At 64.3% G+C, this 23,927-nt stretch carries 25 protein-coding genes; 21 read left to right on the top strand and 4 right to left on the bottom strand.

Translation table 11 applies throughout. The features are described 5' to 3' along the window. Window positions 1–36: 36 nt before the first annotated feature. Together hisG and aspA are read left to right on the top strand one after the other, a co-directional pair. A complete protein-coding gene (hisG, locus tag L8V00_RS02255; protein WP_034987593.1) occupies window positions 37–882 on the top strand; it encodes an ATP phosphoribosyltransferase in 846 nt (281 codons plus the stop codon). A 57-nt stretch (window positions 883–939) separates the two neighbouring features. After that, window positions 940–2,499 (top strand): aspartate ammonia-lyase, encoded by a 1,560-nt coding sequence (gene aspA, locus L8V00_RS02250; protein ID WP_080722686.1) that lies wholly within the window; start codon window positions 940–942, stop codon window positions 2,497–2,499. Here aspA and L8V00_RS02245 read toward each other — a convergent pair. Then, on the bottom strand, window positions 2,472–3,272 hold the full coding sequence (locus tag L8V00_RS02245; RefSeq protein ID WP_269944117.1) for a RecB family exonuclease: 801 nt from the start codon (window positions 3,270–3,272) through the stop codon (window positions 2,472–2,474). The genes aspA and L8V00_RS02245 overlap by 28 nt on opposite strands. Before the next feature lie 54 nt (window positions 3,273–3,326). Between L8V00_RS02245 and L8V00_RS02240 the strand changes: the two genes are divergently transcribed. From L8V00_RS02240 to L8V00_RS02190, 11 genes are read left to right on the top strand one after another with little or no spacing between them, the layout of a single operon-like run. Further along, window positions 3,327–4,160 carry a tRNA (adenine-N1)-methyltransferase gene (locus L8V00_RS02240; RefSeq protein ID WP_269944116.1) on the top strand — a complete coding sequence of 278 codons (834 nt, stop codon included), beginning with the start codon at window positions 3,327–3,329 and terminating at the stop codon, window positions 4,158–4,160. A gap of 13 nt (window positions 4,161–4,173) precedes the next feature. Next, entirely contained in the window at window positions 4,174–5,718 is a 1,545-nt protein-coding gene (gene arc / locus L8V00_RS02235) for a proteasome ATPase (protein ID WP_269944115.1), read from the top strand. A 13-nt stretch (window positions 5,719–5,731) separates the two neighbouring features. After that, window positions 5,732–7,255 carry a depupylase/deamidase Dop gene (dop, locus tag L8V00_RS02230; protein ID WP_269944114.1) on the top strand — a complete coding sequence of 508 codons (1,524 nt, stop codon included), beginning with the start codon at window positions 5,732–5,734 and terminating at the stop codon, window positions 7,253–7,255. A gap of 2 nt (window positions 7,256–7,257) precedes the next feature. Continuing rightward, window positions 7,258–7,452, top strand: coding sequence for a ubiquitin-like protein Pup (locus tag L8V00_RS02225; protein ID WP_005294680.1), 195 nt, complete (start codon window positions 7,258–7,260; stop codon window positions 7,450–7,452). After that, entirely contained in the window at window positions 7,449–8,852 is a 1,404-nt protein-coding gene (pafA, locus tag L8V00_RS02220) for a Pup--protein ligase (RefSeq protein WP_269944113.1), read from the top strand. The genes L8V00_RS02225 and pafA overlap by 4 nt, the downstream gene beginning before the upstream one ends. Further along, window positions 8,849–9,784, top strand: coding sequence for a helix-turn-helix transcriptional regulator (locus L8V00_RS02215; protein ID WP_269944112.1), 936 nt, complete (start codon window positions 8,849–8,851; stop codon window positions 9,782–9,784). Before pafA ends, L8V00_RS02215 begins: the two co-directional genes overlap by 4 nt. Beyond that, a complete protein-coding gene (locus L8V00_RS02210) occupies window positions 9,781–10,749 on the top strand; it encodes a WYL domain-containing transcriptional regulator (RefSeq protein ID WP_269944111.1) in 969 nt (322 codons plus the stop codon). Before L8V00_RS02215 ends, L8V00_RS02210 begins: the two co-directional genes overlap by 4 nt. Window positions 10,750–10,784: 35 nt before the next feature. Then, window positions 10,785–11,039: a Sec-independent protein translocase subunit TatA gene (gene tatA, locus L8V00_RS02205; RefSeq protein WP_034987575.1), complete on the top strand. Its 255-nt coding sequence runs from the start codon at window positions 10,785–10,787 to the stop codon at window positions 11,037–11,039. A 7-nt stretch (window positions 11,040–11,046) separates the two neighbouring features. Then, the gene (gene tatC / locus L8V00_RS02200; RefSeq protein WP_269944110.1) at window positions 11,047–12,024 is read left to right on the top strand and encodes a twin-arginine translocase subunit TatC; all 978 of its coding nucleotides are present in this window, start codon (window positions 11,047–11,049) and stop codon (window positions 12,022–12,024) included. After that, a complete protein-coding gene (locus tag L8V00_RS02195) occupies window positions 12,011–14,683 on the top strand; it encodes a DEAD/DEAH box helicase (protein WP_269944109.1) in 2,673 nt (890 codons plus the stop codon). The genes tatC and L8V00_RS02195 overlap by 14 nt, the downstream gene beginning before the upstream one ends. Continuing rightward, window positions 14,676–15,404, top strand: coding sequence for an SDR family NAD(P)-dependent oxidoreductase (locus L8V00_RS02190; RefSeq protein ID WP_269944108.1), 729 nt, complete (start codon window positions 14,676–14,678; stop codon window positions 15,402–15,404). The genes L8V00_RS02195 and L8V00_RS02190 overlap by 8 nt, the downstream gene beginning before the upstream one ends. On the opposite strand, the gene L8V00_RS02185 is transcribed toward L8V00_RS02190, so the two are convergent. Then, entirely contained in the window at window positions 15,401–15,670 is a 270-nt protein-coding gene (locus L8V00_RS02185; protein WP_269944107.1) for a hypothetical protein, read from the bottom strand. The two genes, L8V00_RS02190 and L8V00_RS02185, sit on opposite strands and share 4 nt — an antisense overlap. A gap of 151 nt (window positions 15,671–15,821) precedes the next feature. Here L8V00_RS02185 and L8V00_RS02180 point away from each other — a divergent pair, with 151 nt between their 5' ends. Genes L8V00_RS02180 through L8V00_RS02170 form a run of 3 tightly spaced genes read left to right on the top strand, consistent with a single transcriptional unit; the run spans window position 15,822 to window position 18,467 of the window. Further along, window positions 15,822–16,259, top strand: a complete 438-nt coding sequence (locus L8V00_RS02180; protein WP_269944106.1) for an FxsA family protein — start codon at window positions 15,822–15,824, stop codon at window positions 16,257–16,259. Beyond that, window positions 16,256–17,683 carry an apolipoprotein N-acyltransferase gene (gene lnt / locus L8V00_RS02175; protein ID WP_269944105.1) on the top strand — a complete coding sequence of 476 codons (1,428 nt, stop codon included), beginning with the start codon at window positions 16,256–16,258 and terminating at the stop codon, window positions 17,681–17,683. Before L8V00_RS02180 ends, lnt begins: the two co-directional genes overlap by 4 nt. Beyond that, on the top strand, window positions 17,676–18,467 hold the full coding sequence (locus L8V00_RS02170) for a polyprenol monophosphomannose synthase (protein ID WP_269944104.1): 792 nt from the start codon (window positions 17,676–17,678) through the stop codon (window positions 18,465–18,467). Before lnt ends, L8V00_RS02170 begins: the two co-directional genes overlap by 8 nt. On the opposite strand, the gene L8V00_RS02165 is transcribed toward L8V00_RS02170, so the two are convergent. Beyond that, window positions 18,458–18,835 (bottom strand): RNA polymerase-binding protein RbpA, encoded by a 378-nt coding sequence (locus L8V00_RS02165; protein ID WP_011273522.1) that lies wholly within the window; start codon window positions 18,833–18,835, stop codon window positions 18,458–18,460. The two genes, L8V00_RS02170 and L8V00_RS02165, sit on opposite strands and share 10 nt — an antisense overlap. A 68-nt stretch (window positions 18,836–18,903) precedes the next feature. On the opposite strand from L8V00_RS02165, the gene L8V00_RS02160 reads away from it, so the two are divergent. Genes L8V00_RS02160 through L8V00_RS02150 form a run of 3 tightly spaced genes read left to right on the top strand, consistent with a single transcriptional unit; the run spans window position 18,904 to window position 20,116 of the window. After that, a complete protein-coding gene (locus tag L8V00_RS02160; protein ID WP_070487460.1) occupies window positions 18,904–19,233 on the top strand; it encodes a hypothetical protein in 330 nt (109 codons plus the stop codon). A gap of 20 nt (window positions 19,234–19,253) precedes the next feature. Further along, window positions 19,254–19,937, top strand: a complete 684-nt coding sequence (locus L8V00_RS02155; RefSeq protein WP_269944103.1) for a YceI family protein — start codon at window positions 19,254–19,256, stop codon at window positions 19,935–19,937. An 11-nt stretch (window positions 19,938–19,948) separates the two neighbouring features. Next, on the top strand, window positions 19,949–20,116 hold the full coding sequence (locus L8V00_RS02150; RefSeq protein ID WP_005294641.1) for a hypothetical protein: 168 nt from the start codon (window positions 19,949–19,951) through the stop codon (window positions 20,114–20,116). 23 nt (window positions 20,117–20,139) lie between these two features. Here L8V00_RS02150 and L8V00_RS02145 read toward each other — a convergent pair whose 3' ends face one another. Continuing rightward, on the bottom strand, window positions 20,140–21,399 hold the full coding sequence (locus tag L8V00_RS02145) for an alpha/beta fold hydrolase (protein ID WP_269944102.1): 1,260 nt from the start codon (window positions 21,397–21,399) through the stop codon (window positions 20,140–20,142). Window positions 21,400–21,488: 89 nt separating this feature from the next. Between L8V00_RS02145 and L8V00_RS02140 the strand changes: the two genes are divergently transcribed. Together L8V00_RS02140 and L8V00_RS02135 are read left to right on the top strand one after the other, a co-directional pair. Beyond that, complete coding sequence (locus tag L8V00_RS02140; protein WP_269944101.1) at window positions 21,489–22,715, top strand: glycoside hydrolase family 1 protein; 1,227 nt, start codon at window positions 21,489–21,491, stop codon at window positions 22,713–22,715. Beyond that, complete coding sequence (locus tag L8V00_RS02135; protein ID WP_269944100.1) at window positions 22,715–23,926, top strand: MFS transporter; 1,212 nt, start codon at window positions 22,715–22,717, stop codon at window positions 23,924–23,926. The genes L8V00_RS02140 and L8V00_RS02135 overlap by 1 nt, the downstream gene beginning before the upstream one ends. Window position 23,927: the final 1 nt, after the last annotated feature.

Raw genomic sequence — 23,927 nt, 5'->3', positions numbered from 1 at the left:
ACAAAAGCAAACCCGAGAAAGGCAGCCACCACGATCATGCTGCGCGTCGCAGTCCCCAACAAGGGTTCCCTGTCCGAGACAGCCACCTCGATCCTGAAGGAGGCCGGCTACGCCACCCGCGGCGATTCGAAGTCTCTGACTATCGCCGACGAGGACAACGGGGTAGAGTTCTACTTCCTGCGCCCCAAGGACATCGCGATTTACATCGCCTCCGGCCACCTGGACATCGGCATCACCGGCCGCGACCTGGCCGCGGACACGCGCGAGGAGGTCGACGAGCTGCTACCCCTGGGCTTCGGCGCTTCCACCTTCCGCTATGCCGCTCCGAAGGACGAGGACTGGACCGTCGAGCAGCTCGCTGGCAAGCGCATCGCCACCAGCTACCCGAACCTGGTGCGCAAGGACCTCGCCAACCGGGGACTGGAGGCACAGGTGATTCGCCTGGACGGCGCGGTGGAGATCTCCATCCGCCTAGGTGTAGCCGACGTCATCGCCGACGTGGTCTCCACCGGCCGGACGCTGCGCCAGCAGGGCCTGAAGCCCTTCGGCGAGCCGCTGTGCGTCTCCGAGGCCGTGATCGTCGGCCGCAAAGGCGCGGAGGTGACCGCCGAGCAGCGGGTGCTCATCAAGCGCATCCAGGGCATCCTGCACGCCCACAACTACGTGATGCTGGACTACAACGTGGCCCGCGAGAACCTGGACAAGGTCGCCGCCATCACGCCGGGGCTGTCCGCCCCGACCGTCTCCCCGCTGGCCAACGACAGCTGGGTGGCCGTCCGCGCTATGGTGCCGAAGACCCAGGCCAACTCCCTGATGGACGAGCTTTCCGCCCTCGGTGCGGAGGCAATTCTGGCTACCGACATAAGGATCGCGCGCATCTAGGTCCAATTTCGTTAGGGTGGGGGAACAGAAAGTTGTTCCCCAACCAGAGGACGAATAGTGACCGATAAACCAATTCCGTCAAAGGCAGCGGCAGAGGTTCACGGCGATGCAGTCGTGAGCTCCACTGACATCATCACGTCGGCTGAAACACACTCCCAGTTGGCGCGTGCTGCAAAGAGTTTCCGTACCGAAGAGGATCTGCTGGGCACCATGGAGGTGCCCGACCACGCCTACTACGGCGTGCACACCCTCCGCGCGGTGGACAACTTCCAGGTCTCGCGCACCACGATCAACCAGATCCCGGAGTTCATCCGCGGCATGGTGATGGTCAAGAAGGCCACCGCCATCGCCAACAACGAGGTTTTCGCCCTGCCCGATGAGAAGGCCAAGGCCATCATCTGGGCCTGCGACCAGGTGCTGGAAGAGTACCGCTGCATGGATCAGTTCCCAATCGACGTCTTCCAGGGCGGCGCGGGCACCAGTGTGAACATGAACACCAACGAGGTGATCGCCAACCTCGCCTTGGAGTACCTGGGGCACCCGAAGGGCTCCTACGACATCATCAACCCAAACGATGACGTCAACATGTCCCAGTCCACCAACGACGCTTACCCCACCGGCTTCCGCCTGGGGTTGCACTTCGCAATCGATCAGCTGATCAAGCACCTCGACGCCCTCGAGCGCGCGTTCCTGGCCAAGGGCCACGAGTTCCGCAACATCCTGAAGATGGGACGCACCCAGCTCCAGGACGCAGTGCCCATGTCCCTGGGTCAGGAGTTCCGCGCCTTCGGTTACAACATCGCCGAGGAGCGCCTGCAGCTGGAGCGTTCCCAGGCGCAGCTGCGCGAGGTGAACCTCGGCGCCACCGCCATCGGCACCGGCGTGAACACCCCGCCCGGCTACCAGAGCGCGGTCATCCGCGCGCTCAGCGAGGTCAGCGGCCTGAAGATCGAGCCGTCCCGCGACCTCATCGAGGCCACCAGTGATACCGGCGCCTACGTCAACGCCCACGCCGCCGTGAAGCGCGTGGCCATGAAGCTGTCGAAGATCTGTAACGACCTGCGCCTGCTGTCCTCCGGCCCGCGCGCCGGACTGAACGAGATCAACCTGCCGGAGCGCCAGGCCGGTTCGTCGATCATGCCGGCCAAGGTGAACCCGGTCATCCCCGAGGTCGTGAACCAGATCTGCTTCAAGGTCTTCGGCAACGACCAGACGGTCTCCATGGCCGCCGAGGCCGGCCAGCTGCAGCTCAATGTCATGGAACCGGTCATCGCCCAGTGCGTGTTCGAGTCCGTGCGTTTCCTGGCCCGCGCCTGCACCACGCTGCGCGCCCTGTGCGTCGTGGACATCACGGCCAACGCCGACGTGTGCCGCCGCTACGTGGAGAACTCCATCGGCATCATCACCTACCTGAACCCGCTGATTGGCCACCACAACGGCGACCTGGTGGGCAAGGAGGCCGCCCGCACCGGCAAGCCCGTGCGCGACCTGGTTCTGGAAAAGGGCCTGTTGGACGAAGAAACCCTCGACGAGGTCTTGAGCCCGGAGAACCTGCTGAACCCGACGTTCCAGGGCAAGCTCTACACGGACTACGAAGAGGAAACCTCCAAGGGATAGTCCGGCGGGGTGCCACCGAAGGCGGGGCAGAGGTCCTGGAAGTGGCACCACCCGCACAACTTGGTGGTGCGCGGCTGGAAGTTTCCGCTGCGCACATCCGCCAGGATGCGCGCCCATAGCTCGCCCAGCTCGCGCTCGAAGGCAGCCAGCTCGGTGGCGGAGGGGCGCAGCACCATGTCGTCGCTGACCTTCAGATACATCAGCCGCAACTGGGTGGGCAGCTCGCCCGTCATGCGCCACCACACCAGGGCGTAGAACATCATCTGGAAGCGGGCCGAGTCCGCGAAGCGGGGCGCGGGCTTCTTGCCCGTCTTGTAGTCCACCACGCGCACCTGACCGGTCTCCGCGATGTCCACCCGGTCGATGAAACCGCGCACCGGCACATCGTTGGGCAGCGTTAGATTCACGAATTGCTCGCACTCGTGGGCGTCAAAACCATCCGGGTTTTCCATCTGGAAGTAGCCCTTCACCAGCTCGCGACACTCCTCCCAGAACTCCACGGTGGACTGCTCGGGCACCAGCTCCGAAAGATCCGGGTCCTTGGCCAGCATCTTCTCCCACTCCGGGCGGATCATCTTCACCGCCGCCGGATAGGTGCGGCTGCCGCGTGGCAGCTGGTGCAGGTTCTCCAACACCGCATGCACGAGCGTGCCCTTCACCTGTGCGATCGTGTTCGGCTCCTCCAACTTGTCGATGGCCCGAAAGCGGTACAGCAGCGGGCACTGCTTGTAGTCGTTGGCGCGGGAAGGGGAGAGAGCTAGTTTCGTAGTCACCCGACCCACCCTAGTAAAATGAACCGGATCTCTTAAAGCAGGAAGGAAGACCACATGGCATATTCCGGCCGTTTCACCGAAGGCGACCGCGTGCAGCTCACAGACGCCAAGCGCCGCCACTTCACCATCACCCTGGCCAAGGGCGAGAGCTTCTTCACCCACAAGGGCGAAATCCGCCACGACGACATCATCGGCCAGCACGAGGGCACCGTGGTCAAGTCCTCCGGGGCCGCCGAGTACCTGTGCTTCCGCCACTTGCTGGTCGATCACGTGCTCTCCATGCCCCGCGGTGCGGCGGTTATCTACCCGAAGGACGCCGCCCAGATCCTCGTGGAGGGCGACATCTTCCCGGGCGCCACGGTGCTGGAGGCCGGCGCGGGCTCCGGAGCCATGAGCACCTGGCTGCTGCGGGCCGTGGGGCCGAAGGGCAAGGTCATCAGCTACGAGGTCCGCGAGGATCACTTGGCCTACGCCAAGGAAAACGTAGAGGACTACTTCGACGGCCACCCCGACAACTGGGACCTGCGCTTGGGAGACCTGAAGACCGTCACCAAGGAGGATGTCGGCGACGTCGACCGCGTACTGCTGGACATGTTGGAGCCCTGGGAGATGCTAGATACCGTCAAGGACGTGCTGATCCCCGGCGGGGTGTTCATGACGTACGTCGCCACTGTCCCGCAGCTGATGAAGGTCATGGAGGGCATCCGCGAGACCGGCTGCTTCACCGAACCGAAGGCCTGGGAATCCCTGGTGCGTGAGTGGAAGGTCGATGGCCTGGCCACCCGCCCCGAGCACCGGATGAACGCGCACACGGCATTTCTGATCCTGGCGCGCAGGCTGGCTGATGGCGTCACCGCACCTCGACCGCAACGCCGCGCGCGCCGTTAGTAGACTGGTCAGTATGACCGAGAACACATCAGCGGAAGGGCCACAGACTCTGCGCGAGTTGCAGATCGCGAACCGACAGCTCGGCGCGCGCAACGCGAAGCTCGTGGAGCTGCTGCAGGCCAGCCGCACGAAGCTGGAGGAGATCAACGGTCGGCTGGAAGCGCTGGCCGAACCGCCGAGCACCTACGGCACGCTGCTGCAGGCCAACCGGGACTTCACCGCCGAGGTCTTCACGGCCGGCCGCCGGATGCGCCTGATGGTCTCGCCGCACGTCCCGCAGCACGAGCTGGTACCCGGCGCGATGGTGCGCCTGGGGGAGGGCCAGCAGGTCGTGGAGGTCACCGGCCAGCCAGACTTCGGCGACATCGCACAGGTCGTGGAGGTTACCGGCGACCGGCTGATCATCGCCGACAAGGTGGGTGAGGAGTACGTGGTCAAGGCCGCCGGCGACCTGGCAGGCGATGTGGTCACTGGGGACTCCGTGATCGTGGACCGCAAATCCGGCTGGGCCTTCGAGGCCGTGCCGCGCGCGGAGACGAACAACCTCATCCTGGAGGAAGTCCCGGACGTCACTTACGACGACATCGGCGGCCTGGGCCAGCAGATCACGCAGATCCGCGACGCGGTCGAGCTGCCTTTCCTGCACCCCGAGATCTACACCCGCTACGGCCTGCGCCCGCCGAAGGGTGTGTTGCTCTACGGCCCGCCCGGCAACGGTAAGACCCTGATTGCGAAGGCTGTGGCGAACTCCCTGGCGCAGTCGGATTCCCCGTACTTCCTGAACATCAAAGGCCCTGAGCTGCTGAACAAGTTCGTGGGCGAGACCGAGCGCCAGATCCGCGCGATCTTCGAGCAGGCCCGCCGCGTGGCCAGCTCCGGCCGCCCCGTCATCGTCTTCTTCGACGAGATGGAGGCGCTGTTCCGCACGCGCGGTACGGGTGTGAGCTCCGACATGGAGTCCACCGTCGTCCCACAGCTGCTCGCCGAGCTCGATGGCGTGGAGGCCGCGGGCAACGTCATCGTCATCGGCGCCTCGAACCGCGAGGAGCTCATCGACCCGGCCATCCTGCGCCCCGGCCGCCTGGACGTGAAGATTCGTATCGCCCGGCCCGACGCTGACGGTGCGGCCGCCATCCTGTCGAAGCACCTCGATGCTTCTCTACCTATTGACGCCGACTTCTCCGCCGCTGCCGGCTCCAACGAAGCGGCAGCGGAGGCCCTGCGGCAGAGCATCGTCGACGAGCTGTTTACTCGGGACGAGGCGCACCGCTATGTCACGCTCCACTACGCCGACGGCAGCCGCGAGGATCTGTACTGGGCGGACTTCGTTTCCGGCGCGATGCTGGCGAATATCGTGGACCGGGCGAAGACCCTGGCCATCAAGGACGCACTGCACAACGGCACCGACGGCCTGCGCCCGGAGCACGTGCACGCGGCCGTTCTGGCCGAGGTGGGGGATTCCGAGGATCTGCCGGATACCACCAACCCCGCGGAGTGGGCGCGCATCTACGGCCACGGCACGAAGCGCGTCGTGGACATCGACGTGCACAAGGTCTAGGGAGGATACAAGTTTGTTTGGCCCGCACATCATTGGCTCGGAGACGGAGTACGGCATCGTCGCCGTGGACGATCCGTCGGCCAGCCCGATTCACACCTCCACCCAGGCCGTCGTGGCCTATGCAGAGCACAGCGGCCAGGGGGTGAACCGCCGCACCCGGTGGGACTACGAGAACGAATCCCCTCTGCGTGACATCCGCGGCTTCGACCTGCGCCGCTACCGTCGGGGTGCCGCCCCGGTGCTGGATCCGAATGCCCTCGGCGCGGCGAACGTCATCACCGCCAACGGCGCGCGCTTCTATGTGGATCACGCGCACCCGGAGTATTCCTCCCCGGAGACCACGACTGCCCGCGACGCGGTGGTGTGGGACAAGGCCGGGGACATCATCATGCACCGCGCCGCCGAGGCCGCCGAGCCGGAGCTGAAGATCTACAAGAACAACGTGGACGGCAAGGGCGCCAGCTACGGCTCGCACGAGAACTACCTGTACCCGCGCGACCTGGACGTCGAGGACGTGCAGGCGGCTTTAATCCCGCATTTCGTCACCCGGCAGGTCTACTGCGGCGCCGGCCGCATCGGGCTGGGGCAGCAGGGGGAGCAACCGGGCTTCCAGATCAGCCAGCGCGCCGACTACATCGAGACGGAGGTCTCGCTGGAGACCACGCTGAACCGCGGCATCGTGAATACCCGCGACGAGCCGCACGCGGAGGCCGACAAGTGGCGCCGCCTGCACGTGATCATCGGGGATGCGAACTTGAGCGAGTTCTCCAACTACCTGAAGTTCGGCACCACTGCGCTGGTGCTGGCGGCGGTAGCCGAGGGCGCTTACTTCGGCGACCTGCGTCTGCTGGAGCCGGTGGCGGACGTCCAGCGCGTCTCCCGGGATCTGGACTGCACCTACCGCCTGCGCTTCTACGGCCAGGCGGAACGCACCGCCATCGAGACCCAGCGGGAGATCCGCAAGCGCGTGTGGGAGATCATGGAGCTGCGCGGCGACAACCTGGAGGTCTTCGAGCTGTGGGGCAAGATCCTCGACGACCTGGAGTCCGATCCGTTGTCCACCGCCGATCGGTTGGACTGGACGGCCAAGTTGCAGCTGATGAACGCCTACCGGGCGCGCGGCCTGGAGTGGACCGACCCGCGCCTGGCCCTGGTGGACCTGCAGTACTCGGACATCGACCCGCGCCGCGGGCTCTACCACGCGCTGGTGCGCAAGGGCCGGATGCAAACCCTGCTGGACCCGGCGGAGATCGAGGCCGCGGTGGACTCCCCGCCACAGGCCACGCGCGCGTGGCTGCGCGGGCACCTGGTGGCGAACTACTCCGCCGACATCCTCTCAGCGAATTGGGATAGCGTCATCGTGGACACCCCGGACGGCGCGGTGCAGATCACTATGGATGACCCCCGCGGGTTCAACCAGTTGGAGCTACGCGCGCTGCTGGAAGCGCAACCGCGCCCCGGCATCGGGGAGCTCGTGGCAGGCTTGAAGGAAATCAACCCGGACAAGATTTCCGGGGTTGGCAGAAAGGAAGATTAATCATGGCACAGGGCGGACAGGTCAGCGCCGGCGGCGGTCGGCGCGACGACGACGAACCCATCGAGCAGACCTCCGGCGCGGGCACCCAGCAGGTGAACGTCACCGGTACCGACGATCTGCTGGACGAGATCGACGGACTGCTGGAGAACAACGCGGAGGAGTTCGTCCGCTCCTACGTACAAAAGGGCGGCCAGTGACCGCCATCCGCCGCCGCATTATGGGCCTGGAGACGGAGTATGGAATTGCGAACATGCAGGATTCCTCCCGGCGCCTGGGCCCCGACGAGATTGCCCGCAAGCTCTTCGCCCCCGTGGTGGAGGAGCACCGCAGCTCGAACATCTACACCGAGAACGCCTCGCGCCTCTACCTAGACGTCGGCGCGCACCCGGAGTTCGCTACCGCGGAGTGCGATAGCCTGCACCAGCTGATCGCCTATGACCGCTCTGGCGACCTGTTGTTTCACGAGCTGGCCGACCGCGCCGAGCAGGCCGTCGGCGGCAAGGTATACCTGCTGAAGAACAACACGGACTCCCTGGGAAACTCCTATGGCTGCCACGAGAACTACCTGGTCAGCCGCGATATTCCCCTGAAGGGTCTCAGCAAGCAGCTGCTGCCGTTCCTGGTTACCCGCCAGCTGATTTGCGGCGCGGGCAAGCTTGCTATCCCTTATCCCGGCGCGCCGAACGAGAACTTCGGCCCGGGCTACACCATGAGCCAGCGCGCCGACCACGTCTGGGAGGGCGTGTCCAGCGCGACGACCCGCTCGCGCCCCATCATCAATACGCGCGACGAGCCGCACGCCGATTCTTCCAAGTATCGCCGCCTGCACGTCATCGTTGGCGATTCGAACATGTCGGAGGTCACCACGGCTCTGAAGGTCGGCTCCACGCTGCTGGTGCTGGAGATGATCGAGGCCGGCGTGGCCCTCCCGGATTTCGAGATGGCCAACGAGATCCGCTCTATCCGCGAGATCTCCCGCGACTTCACCGGCCAGGTGGACATCGCTCTGCGCAGCGGGTCGACTGCCACGCCGCTGGAGATCCAGCGCGCTTTTTATGACGCCGCCTGCGCCTACCTCGCCTCGCGTGAAGACCCGGAGCAGGGCACTCCCAACGCGGAGCTCACCCCCGTGGTGGATCTGTGGGGCCGCGTGCTGGACTGCTTCGACACGGGCGACTTCTCGCCGGTCTCCACGGAGATCGACTGGGTGATCAAGAAGTCCCTGCTGGATCGCATGGCCGCCGCCCGGGGCCTGGATCCCATCGACCCTCGCCTGGCGCAGATCGACCTGATGTATCACGACATTCACCCCACCCGCGGCCTGTTTAACGTGCTGGCTCGCCGCGGCCTGGCGCGCACGCTGCTGGCTCCGGAGGCGATCGAGCAGGCTGTACGCCAGGCTCCGCCGACAACCCGCGCGGCGGTACGCGGCCGCTTCATCGCGGCGGTGCGCGCCCACCCGGAGCTGTCCTACACGGTGGATTGGATGCGCGTGAAGGTCAACGGCGAGAACGGGGCGGAAGCCCTGCTGGCCGACCCCTTTGCCAACACCAGCGAGGACGTCGACCGCATCATCGAGACCCTGGAAGCCCGATGAACCGCAACCGCCCCGTCGAGACTCACTGGATTCCAGGCGCTACGCGCCTGTTTAACCTGGTGATCGCGCTGCTGAACTCCGATGGCCCGCGCTCCATCGAGTGGGTGCTCACCAACGTCGAGGGCTACCAGCACGCCAACGATGGCTCCGCCCGCAAGCAGCTCGGCCGCGACCGCCAGGACCTCGCCGAGCTGGGCGTGCGCATCACGGGCGAGGACATGCTCACCCTCGACCCCGCCCAGACCTTCCTGCCGGACATCGAGTTCACCGACGGCGAGGCCACTGTCCTCGCAGCCGCCAGCCGGTGGGCGCAGTCGGGGGAGATGCAGCACGCCGCCCGCTCCGCCTACACCAAGCTGGCCGCCGCGGGCATGCAGCACCGCGTTTCCACCGGCGAGGTCGCCGTCCCCAGCGTCCCGGACCACACCGCCCTGGACGGCGATTCCCTCGACGCGATCTTCCGCGCCCTCGATAACGGCCTGGTCTTGAGCTTCAACTACTATCCTTCGCTGGTCGATACTCCCCAACAGCGCCGCCTGGAGCCCTGGGCTTATGGAGCCAAGGATGGCTTGGTCTACGTCACGGGCTTCGACCCGGACCGTACGGCCCAGCGCACGTTCCGCTTAGCGCGCATCGATTCCGTCACCGCTTTGCCCGAATTCGCCCAGCACCCGCGCCCAGAAGGCACTCCACAGCAGCTGATCCAGCAGGGGCTTTTGAGCAGCCGCCAGATGGTCACCGCCACCGTGGAGTTCCCGGAGCCCGGCGCCTGGGAGCTGCGCCGCCTGGCCAACGAGGATGGCCAGATCGGCCCCGTGGAGCGCGACTGGTTCGTCCGCACCGCCGCGGCCTACGCGCCCCACGTAATCGTCACCTCGCCGCCGGATGTCGTCACCGATGTTGTTGCCGTTCTCAAGGAGGCTGCTTCATGACGCTCCCTCGTTCCAATGCCGAACAATTCCTCCGTACCCTGTCCGTCCTCGCCTGGTTCCGTTCTCACCCGGATAGCAGCCTGATGGCGGCCTCGCGTGCGCTGGATCTATCCACCGCGCAGATCGCCCACGAGCTGGGCCAGGTGTCTCAGTGCCGCGTGCCCGCCAGCATCCTCGACATGCCCGTGGAGGTCACCGTGGATCGCATGCGCGCCTCCGTGGAGTTCTCCGCGGGCCTGGACCGCCCACTCGCCCTGACCGCGATGGAGGCCGGAGTGTTGCTGCTAAACCTGCAGGCGCTGCGCTCCACCGCACCGGCGGAGGCGCAGGCGGACATCGACTCCGCCAGCGAGAAGATTCAGGCTCTGTTACGCTCCCGGCGCGGGTACACGGATTCCTTCACCCCCGAAACGGCGCCCTCAGCCCCCGCCCATGTGCAGCTGCGCCGACAGCTCTCGGAGGCCATCCAGTCGCGCCGCCAGGTCACCTTTAACTACCAGTCGCTGTCCAGCGATAGCTTCAGCACCCGCACGGTAGACCCCGACCACGTGGCCCTCGTGGACGGCGAGTATTACCTCTGGGCGCGGGAACGTGGCGTCACTACAAAAACCTTTGCGCTTGCACGCATTGACGGGCTCGACCTGGGGGAGGAGGGTTCGGCCAGTGCCCAACAGGTACCCGAGATCGACCCGGAAGATCCCTTCGGTTTCGGCCTCAGTGACAGCTGGGCGCGTCTGGAACTAGATGAATCGCTGCGGTGGATGCTGGAGTACTTCCCCATGTGGGTGGTCGAAGACGAAAACCGCTTGGTCGTCGACGTGCCGGATACCGGTGAATGGTTTTTAAGGTTTCTGCTAGGTTTTTCATCCGGTATTCGCAATGTAGAACCGCTACCATTGGCCGAGAACTTAAAAGCCCTAGCCCGGCGTGGCCTCGATGCCTACGAGGCTCGCGAGCTAGGATAGTAAGACCAATCCCAACGACAGAAAGCTCGTAGATAATGCCGAACCTTGGCGTTCCTGAACTACTAATCATCGCTCTGGTCATCTTCCTGCTGTTCGGAGCGACCCGCCTGCCCAACGCAGCGCGTTCCCTGGGCCGTTCGATGCGCATCTTCAAGTCCGAAATGGACGAGATGAAGACTGACGGCGACCAGAAGGAGCTGGCAAAGAAGCAGGCTCCGACCGCCGAGCAGCAGCAGGCCCAAGACCTGGCTCAGCCCAAGTCCGAACAGCCGAACGAGCACAACGCTTAAAAGTTAAGTGGCTAAGAAGCTAAAGAAGCCCGCCGATGGTTCGATGACCATCGTCGAGCACATCAATGAGCTGCGCAAGCGCGTATTCATTTCCCTGGTTGCCATTTTCATCGGCACGATCATCGGCTACATCTGGTACAACGTCGAGGTCGGCCCGATCGCTTCGCTGGGCGAGGTACTGCGCGGACCGTATTGCAACCTGCCGCCCGAGGCGCGTTTCGGCTCCGAGGCGGGGGAGTGCCGCCTGCTGGCGACCAGCCCCTTCGAGATGTTTATGCTGCGGCTGAAAGTCGGTGCGTTGGCAGGCATGGTCTTTTCCTCGCCCATTTGGTTGGGCCAGATCTGGGCGTATATCACCCCGGGGCTGCACAAGAACGAGAAGCGCTGGACCCTGGGCGTAGGTATTTCCGCCGGCCTGCTGTTTACCGTCGGCGCGGTGCTGGCCTACTTCGTTCTCGCCTTTGGACTGGAGTTCCTGCTGACCATCGGCGACGAGGCGCAGATCGCTGCCCTAAACGGCGAGAAATACTTCAGCTTCGCCATGGCGCTGCTGTTGATTTTCGGTGTGAGCTTCGAAGTGCCGCTCATTACTGTGCTGCTGAACCTGGCGCACGTGGTGACTTACCAGCAGCTGAAGGAGAAGCGCCGCTTCATCTGGGCGTTCCTGTTCCTCTTCGCCGCGTTCGTCACCCCGGGCCAGGACCCGATCTCGATGGTGATTCTGGCGATTGCGCTGTGCGCGATGATGGAGATCGCCACGCAGATCGCCCGCCTGAACGACAAGCGCCGCAAGAATAACCAGGCGGACTGGCTCGAGGTAGATGACGACGAGTCCACCGGCATCGCCGCCCCAGAGCCCATTGCCCCGGTGACGGCAACCCCGGCACCGCAGTCCACCAGCGCGGCCCGCCCAATTGACTCGCCGAAGCGCCAGGATCCAAAGGCACAAGACTTCACCCGCAGCGATTTCGATGACATTCTCTAGCCCCCAGGTAGAGCGCTTCTGCGCCCAGTACGACTTCCCGCTGGACGACTTCCAGGTTCAGGCGGCCGAAGCCATCGACCGGGGCAAGGGGGTGCTCGTAGCCGCCCCGACGGGCGCGGGCAAGACCATCGTCGGCGAGTTCGCCGTGTTCGCCGCCTTCCACGGCGACGGCACCTGCTTTTACACCACGCCCATCAAGGCCTTGAGCAACCAGAAGTTCCACGACCTGGTGGAGCGCTACGGCGAAGCCAACGTGGGCCTGCTCACCGGCGACGTGACCATCAACGGCGACGCGCCCATCGTTGTGATGACCACCGAGGTCTTGCGCAACATGATCTACGCCGACTCCGAGCGGCTGGAAACCCTCACGCACGTCGTCATGGACGAGGTGCACTTCCTGGCCGATCGTTCCCGCGGCCCGGTCTGGGAGGAGGCGATCCTCAACCTCGATCCGCGCGTGATCCTCGTGTCCCTGTCGGCCACCGTCTCCAACGTCGAAGAGTTCGGCGGCTGGCTGTCCGCCGTCCGCGGCGATACCGAGATCATCGTCACGGAGAAGCGACCGGTGCCGCTGACCCAGTTCATGATGGTCGGCCGCCAGATTCTGCCCCTCTTCGAGGGCTCGGAGCAGCACCTCGGCGCCATCAACCGCAAGGTCGTCGCCGCTGCCGCGAAGGCCGAGGAAACTGGCAAGCGCCGCGGGCCAAAGCGTGGCGACGTGGTGCAGCACATGGCCACCGCCGGCATGTTGCCTGCGATTTACTTTATCTTCTCGCGCGTTGGTTGTGACGCCGCCGTCCGCGCCCTGCTGATCGACCGCGTGGACTATTCGTCCCCGTCGGAAAGGGAGGAGATCCTGCGCACCATCGACGCGGGCGTGGCGGACCTGACGGAGGAGGACCTGAACGTCCTGGGCTTCCGCCAGTGGCGCCGCGCCCTGTCGCGCGGTTTCGCCGCCCACCACGCCGGCATGCTGCCGGCCTTCCGCCACATAGTGGAGGATCTGTTCGCCCGCGGCCTGCTGAAGGTCTGCTTTGCCACGGAGACCCTGGCGCTGGGCATCAACATGCCTGCCCGCTCGGTGGTGCTGGAGAAGCTGGTGAAGTTCAACGGCGAGACGCACGCCGACCTCACCCCCGGCCAATACACGCAGCTCACGGGTCGCGCCGGCCGCCGAGGCATCGACACGAAGGGTAACGCGGTGGTGCTGTGGAGCCAGGGGCTGGACCCTTATGGGGTTGCAGACTTGGCGTCAACAAGAACCTATCCGCTGGATTCCACCTTCCGTCCAGGCTACAACATGGCTGTGAACCTCATCGGCACGATGGGGCTGGATGAGGCCCACCGGTTGCTGCTACGTTCGTTTGCGCAGTACCAGACCAATGGCGCGGTGGTGGAGAGCGCCGAGCAGATAGAGAAGCGCCGCCGCGAGCTGGCCCAGCAGGAAAAGCAGCTAAAGGCCACGATCCGCGAGGTGCGCCGCCCGTCCAACAGCCTCAACGAGGACTTCCAACTGGTCACCGAGTACGGCCAGCTGCGCCGCGAGCTTTCACAGGAGGAGCGCCGCGCCAAGCGCATGGTCATCGACGAGGCTTCGACGGAGACCACGGCCCTGCTGCAGTCTCTGCAGCCGGGCGACGTGATCGCGCTGCCCACTGGCAAGAACCCCACGACCGCCGTGATTGCGCGTGCCGACCACCGTGGCCGACCGACGATCATCACCGACGACGGTTGGGTGGAGCGCATCAACCCCGACATGTTCGGCAACACCCCGGTGCACATCGGCCACATGCGCCTGCACAAGGGCGTGGCGCGCAACCCGAAGCGGCAGGCCAGGGGAGTGGCCGCCAACCTGCGCCGCCTGCAGCTGGATAAGCCGAAGAAGCTCAAGCCCCGGGCTCGCCGCCGCTCCCTGCGTGCGGTCGAGCTGCGCGAGCAGGTCCACGCCCACCCGGTGCACGCCTGGGAGGGCCGCGAGGAGCTCTGCCGCGCCGCCGAGCAGTACCTGAAGGCCGCCCGCCGCTTAGAGTTCGAACAGAAGGAGCAGCCGCAGGAATCCGATTCCCTGTCCGCCCAGTTCAACCGCATCCTCGCGCTGCTGGCGGAGTTGGACTACGTGGAGCTCGAGGGCAACACCGCCCGCATCACCATGGAGGGCGAGCGCCTGTCCAAGATTCACCACGAGTCCGATCTGCTGGTCGCCCAGTGCCTGCGCCGCGGTATCTGGGACGAGCTCGACCCGGCGGAGCTCGCGGCAGTGGCCAGCACCTGCGTATTCGAGAACCGTCGCGACTCCGGCGCCAAGGACGATGGCGTGCCCACCGAGCCGCTGGCCGAGGCGATCAGCCAGACGTGGCGCATCTACCAGGAACTTTCAACCGACGAGCAGCGCCACCGCCTCGCCGTGACCCGCGAGCCAGAGCTGGGCTTTGCCACCGCGGTGCATCAATGGACCGCCGGCGCCCCGCTGGAGTACTGCCTGCGCGCAGCCGAGGCCAGCGGCGCCACCCTGACCCCCGGCGATTTCGTGCGCTGGTGCCGCCGCGTTATCGACCTGCTGGATCAGATCAAGCTGACTGGCTATTCCAATGAAGTGAAGGCGGCCTCCCGCAAGGCGGTCGCCGCGATGAGACGAGGAGTTGTGGCCCTCGATGGCTAAGAAAATTGCGATCTTCGGTGCGACCAGCGAAATCGGCGGCGAGATCGCCCGCCTGCTCGCCCCCGGCAACCACTTGGTGCTCGCCGCCCGCCGCACCACGGAACTGGCCGATGAGCTGTACCGACTCGGTGCAACTAAGGTCGATTCCTTCTTTTTTGACGCCACCGACGTGGATTCCCACGCCGACCTCATCGCGGAGATCGAGGCCACCGGCCCGCTGGACGTGGCGCTGGCGATGTTCGGCGTACTGGGCGACCAGGAGCTCGCGGAGCGCGATTCCTCCGAGGTCTACCGCGTGCTGCACACGGACTTCACCGCCCAGGCGGTGCTGCTGACGGAGCTGTCCCGGGTGATGAAGTCCCGCGACAGGGGAGTGCTGGTGGCCTATTCCTCCATCGCCGGGGCTCGCGTGCGCCGCCCGAACTATGTCTACGGCTCGGCGAAGGCCGGCCTGGATGGTTTCTGCCAGGGCATGCAGGACGCGCTGCAGGGCACCGGAGTGCGCCTGGTGATCGTGCGCCCGGGTTTCGTGATCGGCCGGATGACCCGCGGCATGGATCCGGCGCCGCTGTCCACCACGCCGGACGTGGTCGCCGAGGCCACGGTTCGCGCCATCAACGACGAAAGCGCGGAATCCGTGTGGATCCCGCGCTCCCTGAAGCTGCTGGCCGCCGCCATGCAGGTCGTCCCGCGTTGGCTGTGGCGGCGCGCGCCACGCTAGACGTGGAAGATGTTGTAGAAGATCGTCCGCAGGATCCCGAAGGCCACGGAGATGCCAGTGGCAGCAGCGATGCCGATCGCAACCTTTGCAACCGGGTGCAGGCCGTCCCACCACTCGTCGGAGTCGCTGGAACCCGAGCTGGAGCCTTCCGAGCCGGTGCTGGTGCTGGAGCTCTGAGTGTCGGTTTCTGCCACTGCCGGGATGACGGATGCCAGAGCAACCGTGGGGGCCAGAACTGCAGCGAAGATAGAGCGGCGTAGACGCATCGAAGTACTCCCTAAAACGTAGTTAAGCTATCGCGTGTAGGAACTATTTTTCCCACACATTCGTTATCGTTATGTAAGCACGATTTCGTTACAAAGATCGCGTTTTCATAACAAATTTTCAGACAGATACTATAGGAGTTTCCCTACAGCCATGCAATTCTTACCCGCCGTGTATCTCGTCGTAGAAATCATCGCCTTCATCCTCCTGGGAGTGTGGATCGGCTGGGGCTGGGCGCTGCTGATCCTGTTGGGCCTGTTTGTGCTGGGTATCGCCGTGGCCACCTGGCAGATGCGCGAACTCACCGTCCGCGCGCTGCAGCAGAAGGATCATCCCGGCGAGCTCACGGCCGACATGGCGCTGTCCATGGTGGGTGCAGTGGGCGTGGCCGTACCCGGCATTGTCTCGAGCTTCTTCGGCATCTTCTTCCTGATTCCGCCGACCCGTTCCTTGATCCGCAAGATGCTGGGCCAGGCCGCGCGCCGTTCCCTGGAGCGTTTCGGCGTGACCACCTATTCGCGCGTTAGCCACATCCAGAACTCGGGCGGTTGGGGAGACGTCATCGACCACCGCGCGGGCGAGAACGGATGATTCTAAGGCTCCTCGCCGCTGTCTTTAGCGGCGTGATGGTCTTTGCCGCCTTCGAGCCAACCGGCCTATGGTGGGCTGCGCCGCTCGGGTTTGCGCTGCTGTTCTACTTCGCCGACCACCGCCACGCCATGCTGATGGCCTGGGTGCAGGGCCTCACCATCTACGGCCTGTTGCTGCCGTGGGTCGGGGAGTTCGTCGGCGCGGCCGCCTGGATCGCTTTGGCGCTGGTCCAGTCCCTCTACAGTCTGCTGTTCGGCGCAGGGCTAAAGCTTTTAGTTCGACGCCCCCTTAGCACCCAGATCATCGGCATTCCCACCTGGTTCGTCGCCACTGAATGGCTGCGCTCTTCCTTTCCCTTCGGTGGCTTTCCATGGGGGCGTATCGCGTGGGGCCAGGCCAGCGGCCCGATCAGCTGGCTGATCCGTCTCGGTGGTCCCGCACTTGTCACCTTCGCCGTGGTGCTGATCGGCCTGCTCCTGGCTTTGAGTATCCGTAAGCACCGCGCGCCCGCGTATTCCTTGGCTGGCGTGGTAGCCGTGATCGCCGCCTATGCGCTGTTGATTCCCGCCACGCCTGCCGACCGCACCGTGGATGTCGTGGCGGTGCAGGGCAACGTGCCGCGCCTGGGTCTGGACTTCAATGCCCAGCGCCGCGCCGTGCTGGATAATCACGTGCGGCGCACCGAGAAGTTGGAGTCAGATCCGGACATCGTCATCTGGCCGGAGAACTCCTCCGACGTCAATCCTTTCACCGACTCTGCTGCCCGCGAGCAGATTGAGCGCGCCCAGCGGTCCGTCGACGCGCCGATCCTCGTCGGCACCGTCAGCCCGGAGCACAACACGATGGTGGTGTGGGATAGTGACGGACCAGGGGAGAGCCACGTCAAGCGCTTTCTGCAGCCCTTCGGCGAGTACATGCCTTTCCGTAAATTCTTGCGCAATTTCAGCGAGCATGTTGACCGCGCCGGCAACTTCCAGCCCGGCGACGACAACGGAGTGGTCCACATGGACGGCATCCCCGTCGGCGTGGCCACCTGTTACGAGGTGAGTTTCGACGGCGCGTTCCGCATGGCTGTGCAGGGCGGCGCGCAGATTCTCACCAGTCCGACGAACAACGCGACCTTTGGCTTTACGGACATGACGTATCAGCAACTCGCCATGTCTCGCATGCGCGCCAAGGAGTATGATCGCGCAGTGGTGGTCGCCGCAACCTCGGGTGTGTCGGCGATCGTCGCGCCCGATGGTTCGGTGGAGCAACGCACTGCCATCTTTACTTCTGACGCCCTCGAGGCCGAGTTGCCCCTTAGCGATACAATGACACTGTCAGCCCGCGTCGGCCCATGGGTGGAATGGATTCTAGCTATTCTGGGTCTGCTGTCCGTGGCATTTACTTATAGGAGAGGTAAGAAAGCTTTTCATGACTAAGCTGAGCGATAAAACACTGGTCATCATCCCGACCTACAACGAGAGGGAGAACCTTCCTCTGATCATCGGTCGACTGCTGAAGGCCGAGCCCGAGCGCGTAGACGTCCTCGTCGTCGATGATTCCAGCCCGGACGGCACCGGGGACCTGGCCGACGAGATGGCCGCTGAGAACTCGAAGATTCACGTGATGCACCGCGGCGGCAAGGGCGGCCTGGGTGGTGCTTATATCGCTGGCTTCCACTGGGGCCTGGAGCGCGACTACGAGATCCTGTGCGAGATGGATGCCGACGGCTCCCACGCTCCCGAGCAGCTATACCTGCTGCTGGATCGCATCGACGCGGGCGCGGAGATGGTTCTGGGTTCCCGTTACGTCAAGGGTGGCAAGACCGTGAACTGGCCGGTCAGCCGCGAGGTTCTGTCCCGCGGCGGAAATATTTACGCCTCTTTGGCGCTGGGCGCGGGCCTGTCCGACATCACCGGCGGCTACCGTGCGTACCGCCGCGAGGTGTTGGAGGAGATCGACCTGGATGCCGTCGATTCCGCTGGCTATGTCTTCCAGGTGGATCTGGCTTGGCGAGCCGTCGAAGCCGGCTTCGACGTGCGCGAGGTTCCGATCACCTTCACCGAGCGGGAGATCGGCGATTCCAAGATGAGCGGCAACATCGTCTCCGAGGCTCTGCTGCAGGTGACGAAGTGGGGTGCCGCGCACCGCTTTAACCAGTTCAAGAACCTGGCTCAGGAGTCTTGGCGCATCGGTGCCGGCACCGTGCGCAGCTACTTCTGATTCGCTTCCTGCTGCTCCTTCATGAGCTTCACCGCAGTGCGGCGGCGCTTACGGAGCAGCTCGATGCGCTCGTCGAGCAGCTCGTCGAGCTCCTCGAGGCTGCGACGCTCGCGCAGCATGTCCCAGTGAGTGCGCGGGGGCTTCACCGGCTTGGATTCCTGGCCTTCGCCCTCGACCAGCGTGCCCATCTGGCCGTTCTTGCACATCCACTCCTGTGGAACCTCCGCATCGTCGGCGAAGGGAACCTCGTAAATTTCCCCAGCCTCGGTGCGGTATTTCACCATGCGGCGGGGAGCTAGGTCGTGGTCGCGGTCCGTCTCATAAGAAACGGCACCCATGCGACTTCCACGCAGTACGCGATCGGCCATTCTTCATCACTCCTAAATCAGTTCGAACTAATCCATCATAACAACGAAGTTTCGTTAAGAATTGTTCCATGCCTCGACCAAAGCACTGCGCCTGGTGCGGCAGGGTAGTTGAACCCGGCCCGACGAACCGGCCCCGCAAATTCTGCAACCAGTCGTGCCGCCAGCGCGCCTACGAGCAGCGCGCCCAGTTGGCGGGCACCTCGATCCCGGCGGATTCCGTCATTATGTCGGCCAGCGCGGCCGAGAAGTTCCACGATGACCTCTTCGAGCTGCGCTGCGCCGCCGAGGACCTGTGCACCGCCGCAAAGGAAGGGGAGTCCGCCGAGGTGGTGGAGGAGTTGGCGTCAGAACTAGAGAGCATGGCCCGCCGCATCGAGCAACTTAGGGGTCGCAGGTAGGAGGGGCTATGCTATAGGGCATGCGTAAGGGAATCATCACTCTCGCCGTAATTGGCATGATTGTCGGTGTGCTGATGGCTTTCGGGCCGCTGGTGGCGAATTACTTTAGCGACCGAGGCTTGCGAACCGCCGACATAACCGCAGGTGGCGAGCCTGCCAGCGTGGGAATGGACGGCTCCTGGCACGTGGTAAGGGGAGCCGGTGACAACGTTTCGCAGGCTGGCTACACCTTCGACGAGAAGCTGCCCGCCGGCTCCAAGACCACCTCGGGCCGCACCGAGGACGTTGAGGGCGACGTTAAGGTTGAGGATAAGAAGCTCACCGAGGGCAAGATCACGGTCGACGTCGCCAGCATCAGTAGTGATGTGGAAAAACGCGACATCAACGTGCGCAAGAGCATCCTGCACACCGATAAGTTCCCGAAGGCCACGTTTACGCTGACGGAGCCCGCCGACGTCTCCAATCTGCCGGACGACGGCACGACCGAGAAGGTAAAGGTCACCGGCGACCTTGAGCTGCGCGGCAAGAAGAATCCGGTGACCGCCGAACTGAAGGTTCTGCGCACCGGCGAGAACGTGATCCTGCAGGGCAACATTCCGTTCAAGCGCAGCGACTTCGACATCCAGACCCCGCAGTTCGTCGCCGCGACGATCGCCGACGAAGGCACCATCGATCTGCTGCTGGTTCTCGAGCAGGATAAGTAGGCGGCGGTCACATGTCTCCGGAGATGCTCAAGTACTCGCGCATCATGCGCATCGTGGTGCTGTTGTTCTTTATCGGCTACCTGCTGTGGCAGGGCACGGGCCTGACGTATTTCTTCGCCGCGGTCTGCGCGCTGTTCCTGGCCGCCACCTGCTATCAGCTGTGGCAGTCCAGGGATTAGCCGATAATATACATTATGACACTTTAGCTTCCCGTCACGTTGGGTAGCGCTGCACTGCCTTCCACGGATCCCTGCAGCTGCCCCACCGGCGCCTCACACGTGCGCCCCAGCGGCTCGCCGCGGAAACGCTTCAAGATGAAGTCGATGCCGAACGCGCCGCCCGTCACCGCCTGGATGAAGTGATTGTATTCGCCCACCGGCGGCATGATGTCGTCGCGGTACTCGACCTGCGCGCCCTTCTCGCACCACGTGCGCGCCAATTCCTTCGCCTGGTTGTACTCGACGTTCTTATCGTGACGCCCAGATATCACCATCACCGGTGCCACCGGACGCTTAAGCCCAATGCGCTGATCTTCCATAGCCTCCCGCGCCTCGGGCATGTCCTTCAACAACTCATCGAGCGTCTTGCCCGACTTTGTCCACTCACTGGTCTTCTTGTGCCCGTATTTGTCCGTAATCTCCCCGGTGCACATCGTGGATAGATCCTTCAGCGCCTGCTTGCCCTCTTCGTTGAGGTGCTTATCCAGCAGCGGCTGCAGGTGCGGATAGCGTTCCAACAAGCCGTTGATCGTGAAGCCGATCGCCCCCATAAGGTCCGATCCGTCGATGTTCCGCTGCACCGCCTCCAGATCCGCAGGCGGCGCCGAGGCGTAGGCCCCCACCACGTTAAGCTCCGGAGCGTACTCACCTGCCGCCTCAACCGCCGCAGCCGACGCGCCGCCACCCTGCGAATGCCCGTAGAACGCCACCGGCCCGTCACCCACGCCGGCCGCGCGCGCCGCATCCAGCATCGCGTGCGCCTGATCGTCGCGGTTCATGTACGTATGAATTCCCGGGGTTCCCATGCCGATGTAGTCGGTCACCACCACGCGCACACCCTTGGAGGCAAATACCCAGTCGTAGATACCCTCCAGATTCACCGCCCGCTTCGCCTTGATCGGATCCGGCTGCCCATCAAGCGGCCAGTTCCTACTCGGCGCGCACTGGTCTCCCTGCCCGACCGTTCCGCGGCCAATCACCACTGTCGGGCGCGGCCCCTTACCTTTCCACTCCACGACCGGCTCCACAATGTAACCACTGACCTGGGCTTTCTTCCCGTCCGAGGTGGTCGTCGTGTACTCGATTCGGTCCACCGTCTTCGGCAACCTCATGTGCAGGTCGCCGAACACATTGGAATATGCGACCTTCTCCCTCTTAGTTATCTGCGCAGCCTCGGCGGGCGACGCGAATCCGGCAAATGCAATGGCTGTTGCGCATGCGAGCGCTGCTGTTTTCTTGAGCATTACTTTGTTGTAGCAAACCAATTACCCCCGATGGGGTAAAAACCGAAAACTTTGCCAACGGAAACTAAGGGCGTCAATAAGTTAAGTGCATGGACCTCAGCAACATCCGCATCGGTACTGCATCGGCCGGGCTGCAGATCGAAGGATCACCGCGCCCCAACAACTGGAGCGAGTGGGTCGCCAAAGACGGCACCACCCCGCACCCGACCACTGACCACTGGCGCCGCTGGCGCGAAGACAACCAGCTCATGAGCGACCTCGGCCTGCAGATCGCGCGCGTCGGCGTGGAGTGGTCGCGCGTGGAACCCGAGCCCGGCCGCTACGACCACGACGCGCTTCAACGCTACAGAGAAGAGTTTCTCGACCTGCGCGAACGCGGAATCGAACCACTAGTCACCCTGCATCATTTCGGCCACCCCGCCTGGTTCGAAGCCAACGGCGCATTCACCCGCGAGCCGAACGTGGAGATTTTCCTGCGCTACGTCGACGTCGTGCTCGACCATCTGGGTGACGTGGTGACCGACTGGATCACCATCAACGAGCCGAACGTCTTCGCCACCGAGGCTTACCTCTTCGGCTCCACCCCACCCGGCCGCGGTGGCCTGCCGAAGGTACGCCCCTGCCTGCGGAACATGGCGGCCGCGCACTTGCTGGCCTACCAGCGTATCCACTCACGCTTGGACAATCCGCGAGTCACCTTCGCCCACCACCGCCGAGTCTTCGCCCCCATGAACCCGCGCAACCCCGTCCACCGGCTGCTTACTCCCCTGGTCGAGTGGCTTTTCCAGGGCGCGATCGAGCCCGCCTTCTTCGAGGGGCGCTTCCATCCCGTGCTCGGTCGCCCCGGCCTCGACCTGCCCAGCGGCGGGGTCTTCGCCGATGCTGTGGCCATTAACTACTACTCGCGCACGGCGGTGCGCGGTTTTTCTGACGCCACCTTCCCCGGAACCCCAACTAATGACCTCGGCTGGGAAGTCTACCCGCCGGGGATTGCGGAGGTCTCCGCCGAGCTCGCGAAGCGCTACCAACTGCCGGTGTGGATCACCGAGAACGGCACCGCCGACGCCGCCGAGCGCTTCCGTTGCGCGTTCATCCTGGACCACCTGGCGGAGCTTTCCCGCGTTCCGGAGGTCGAGCGCTACTACCACTGGTGCTTCGTGGACAACTGGGAGTGGTCCGAGGGGATGGCGCAGAAGTTCGGCGTGGTGAACGTGGACCGGCAAGTCAAGCCCGCTGGGCGTCTGCTACAGGCGCTGATCCGCGAGGGCGCCATCACCCCGGAAATCGATGCCGAGTTCAGAGAGAAGGGCCACTGATGCTGCAGACTCTTACCGCCGCCGAGCGCGAGCCGAAGCGGTTCTATTGGAAGTTCGGCGTGGCCTTCTTCGGCTCCGTCTTCGCCTGGGCCGGCCCCACGCAGCTGCTGCTGGGGTTGCAGATGATCGAGCTGCGGCCCGACAACAAAGAGGATTCCCTCGCCCTCATGATGATGCTCGGCGGTGCGACCGCCGTAGTTACGAGCCTGCTGACCGGATATATCGCCGACCGCAGCTGGTTCTGGGTGGGTCGCTGGGGCAAGCGCCTGCCGTGGGTTCTGTTGGCCGCGCCGTTGGTAACGCTGGGATTGCTGCTGATGTCCTTCAGCCCCAGCTTCTGGGTGCTCACCGGGTTGTGGTGCTTGGTTCAGGTGTTCGTGGCGTTCGTAACGAACAACCTGATGACAGTCACCGCGGATGTTGTCCCCCAAGAAAAGTTCGGGTTGGTGTCCGGAATCGTCGGCGCGACCTACACCTTCGGAATCGTTGGCGGGACTGCCGTTGCCGCAGCTTTGCCGATTCAGCAGGCGTACTGGGTTGTGGGCGTCATTTCCCTTCTCTTTATCTTCCAATTCGCTTTCGGGCGCGGTCACGTAGACGTGCACGTCCGTCCGCATAATTCGCTGTCCGCGACGGTCGGCGACGAGGGCTCTTACCGGAACTATTGGCTTGTTTTCACCAGCCGTTTCGTGATTCACCTGGCCAACTACACCAGCTTATTCTACCTGCTGTATTACCTGCGGGATCACATTGGCGTGCCCGACCCGGATGCTGGCGTACTGGAGCTGACCCTGCTGTATGCGGTATTCACCATCATTACTGCGTTCGTCAGCGGTGGCGTGTCGGACCGGCTGGGGCGGAGGAAGATCCTGGTGGTCGTCTCGGCGCTTGGTGTCGCGGGCGCTACGGGCATGATGACTATCGCCACCAGCATGGGTTTGGTTTATGCCGCGGCGATGCTGTTGGGGTTGAGTTGGGGCGTGTTCAGCAGCGTGGATCAGGCCATGGTTAATGAGTCGCTGCCCAGCAAGAAGAACCGTGCGCGCGACGTGTCGCTGATGTCGCTCACCCAGGGGGTCAGCAACATGTTCTGCGGTGGCCTCGCGGCCCTCGCGTTGAGGCATTTCGATTACCCCGGCATGTTCCTGATGTGCAGCATCATCTGCGTGTTCGGCGCGCTGCTGGTACTGCCCGTCACCTCCTCAAAGTAGT

Origin of the sequence: Corynebacterium evansiae (assembly GCF_027570065.1) — a bacterium.
In the GTDB taxonomy this organism is placed as follows: Bacteria; Actinomycetota; Actinomycetes; order Mycobacteriales; family Mycobacteriaceae; genus Corynebacterium; species Corynebacterium evansiae.
This window is presented reverse-complemented; position numbering and strand designations above follow the sequence as displayed.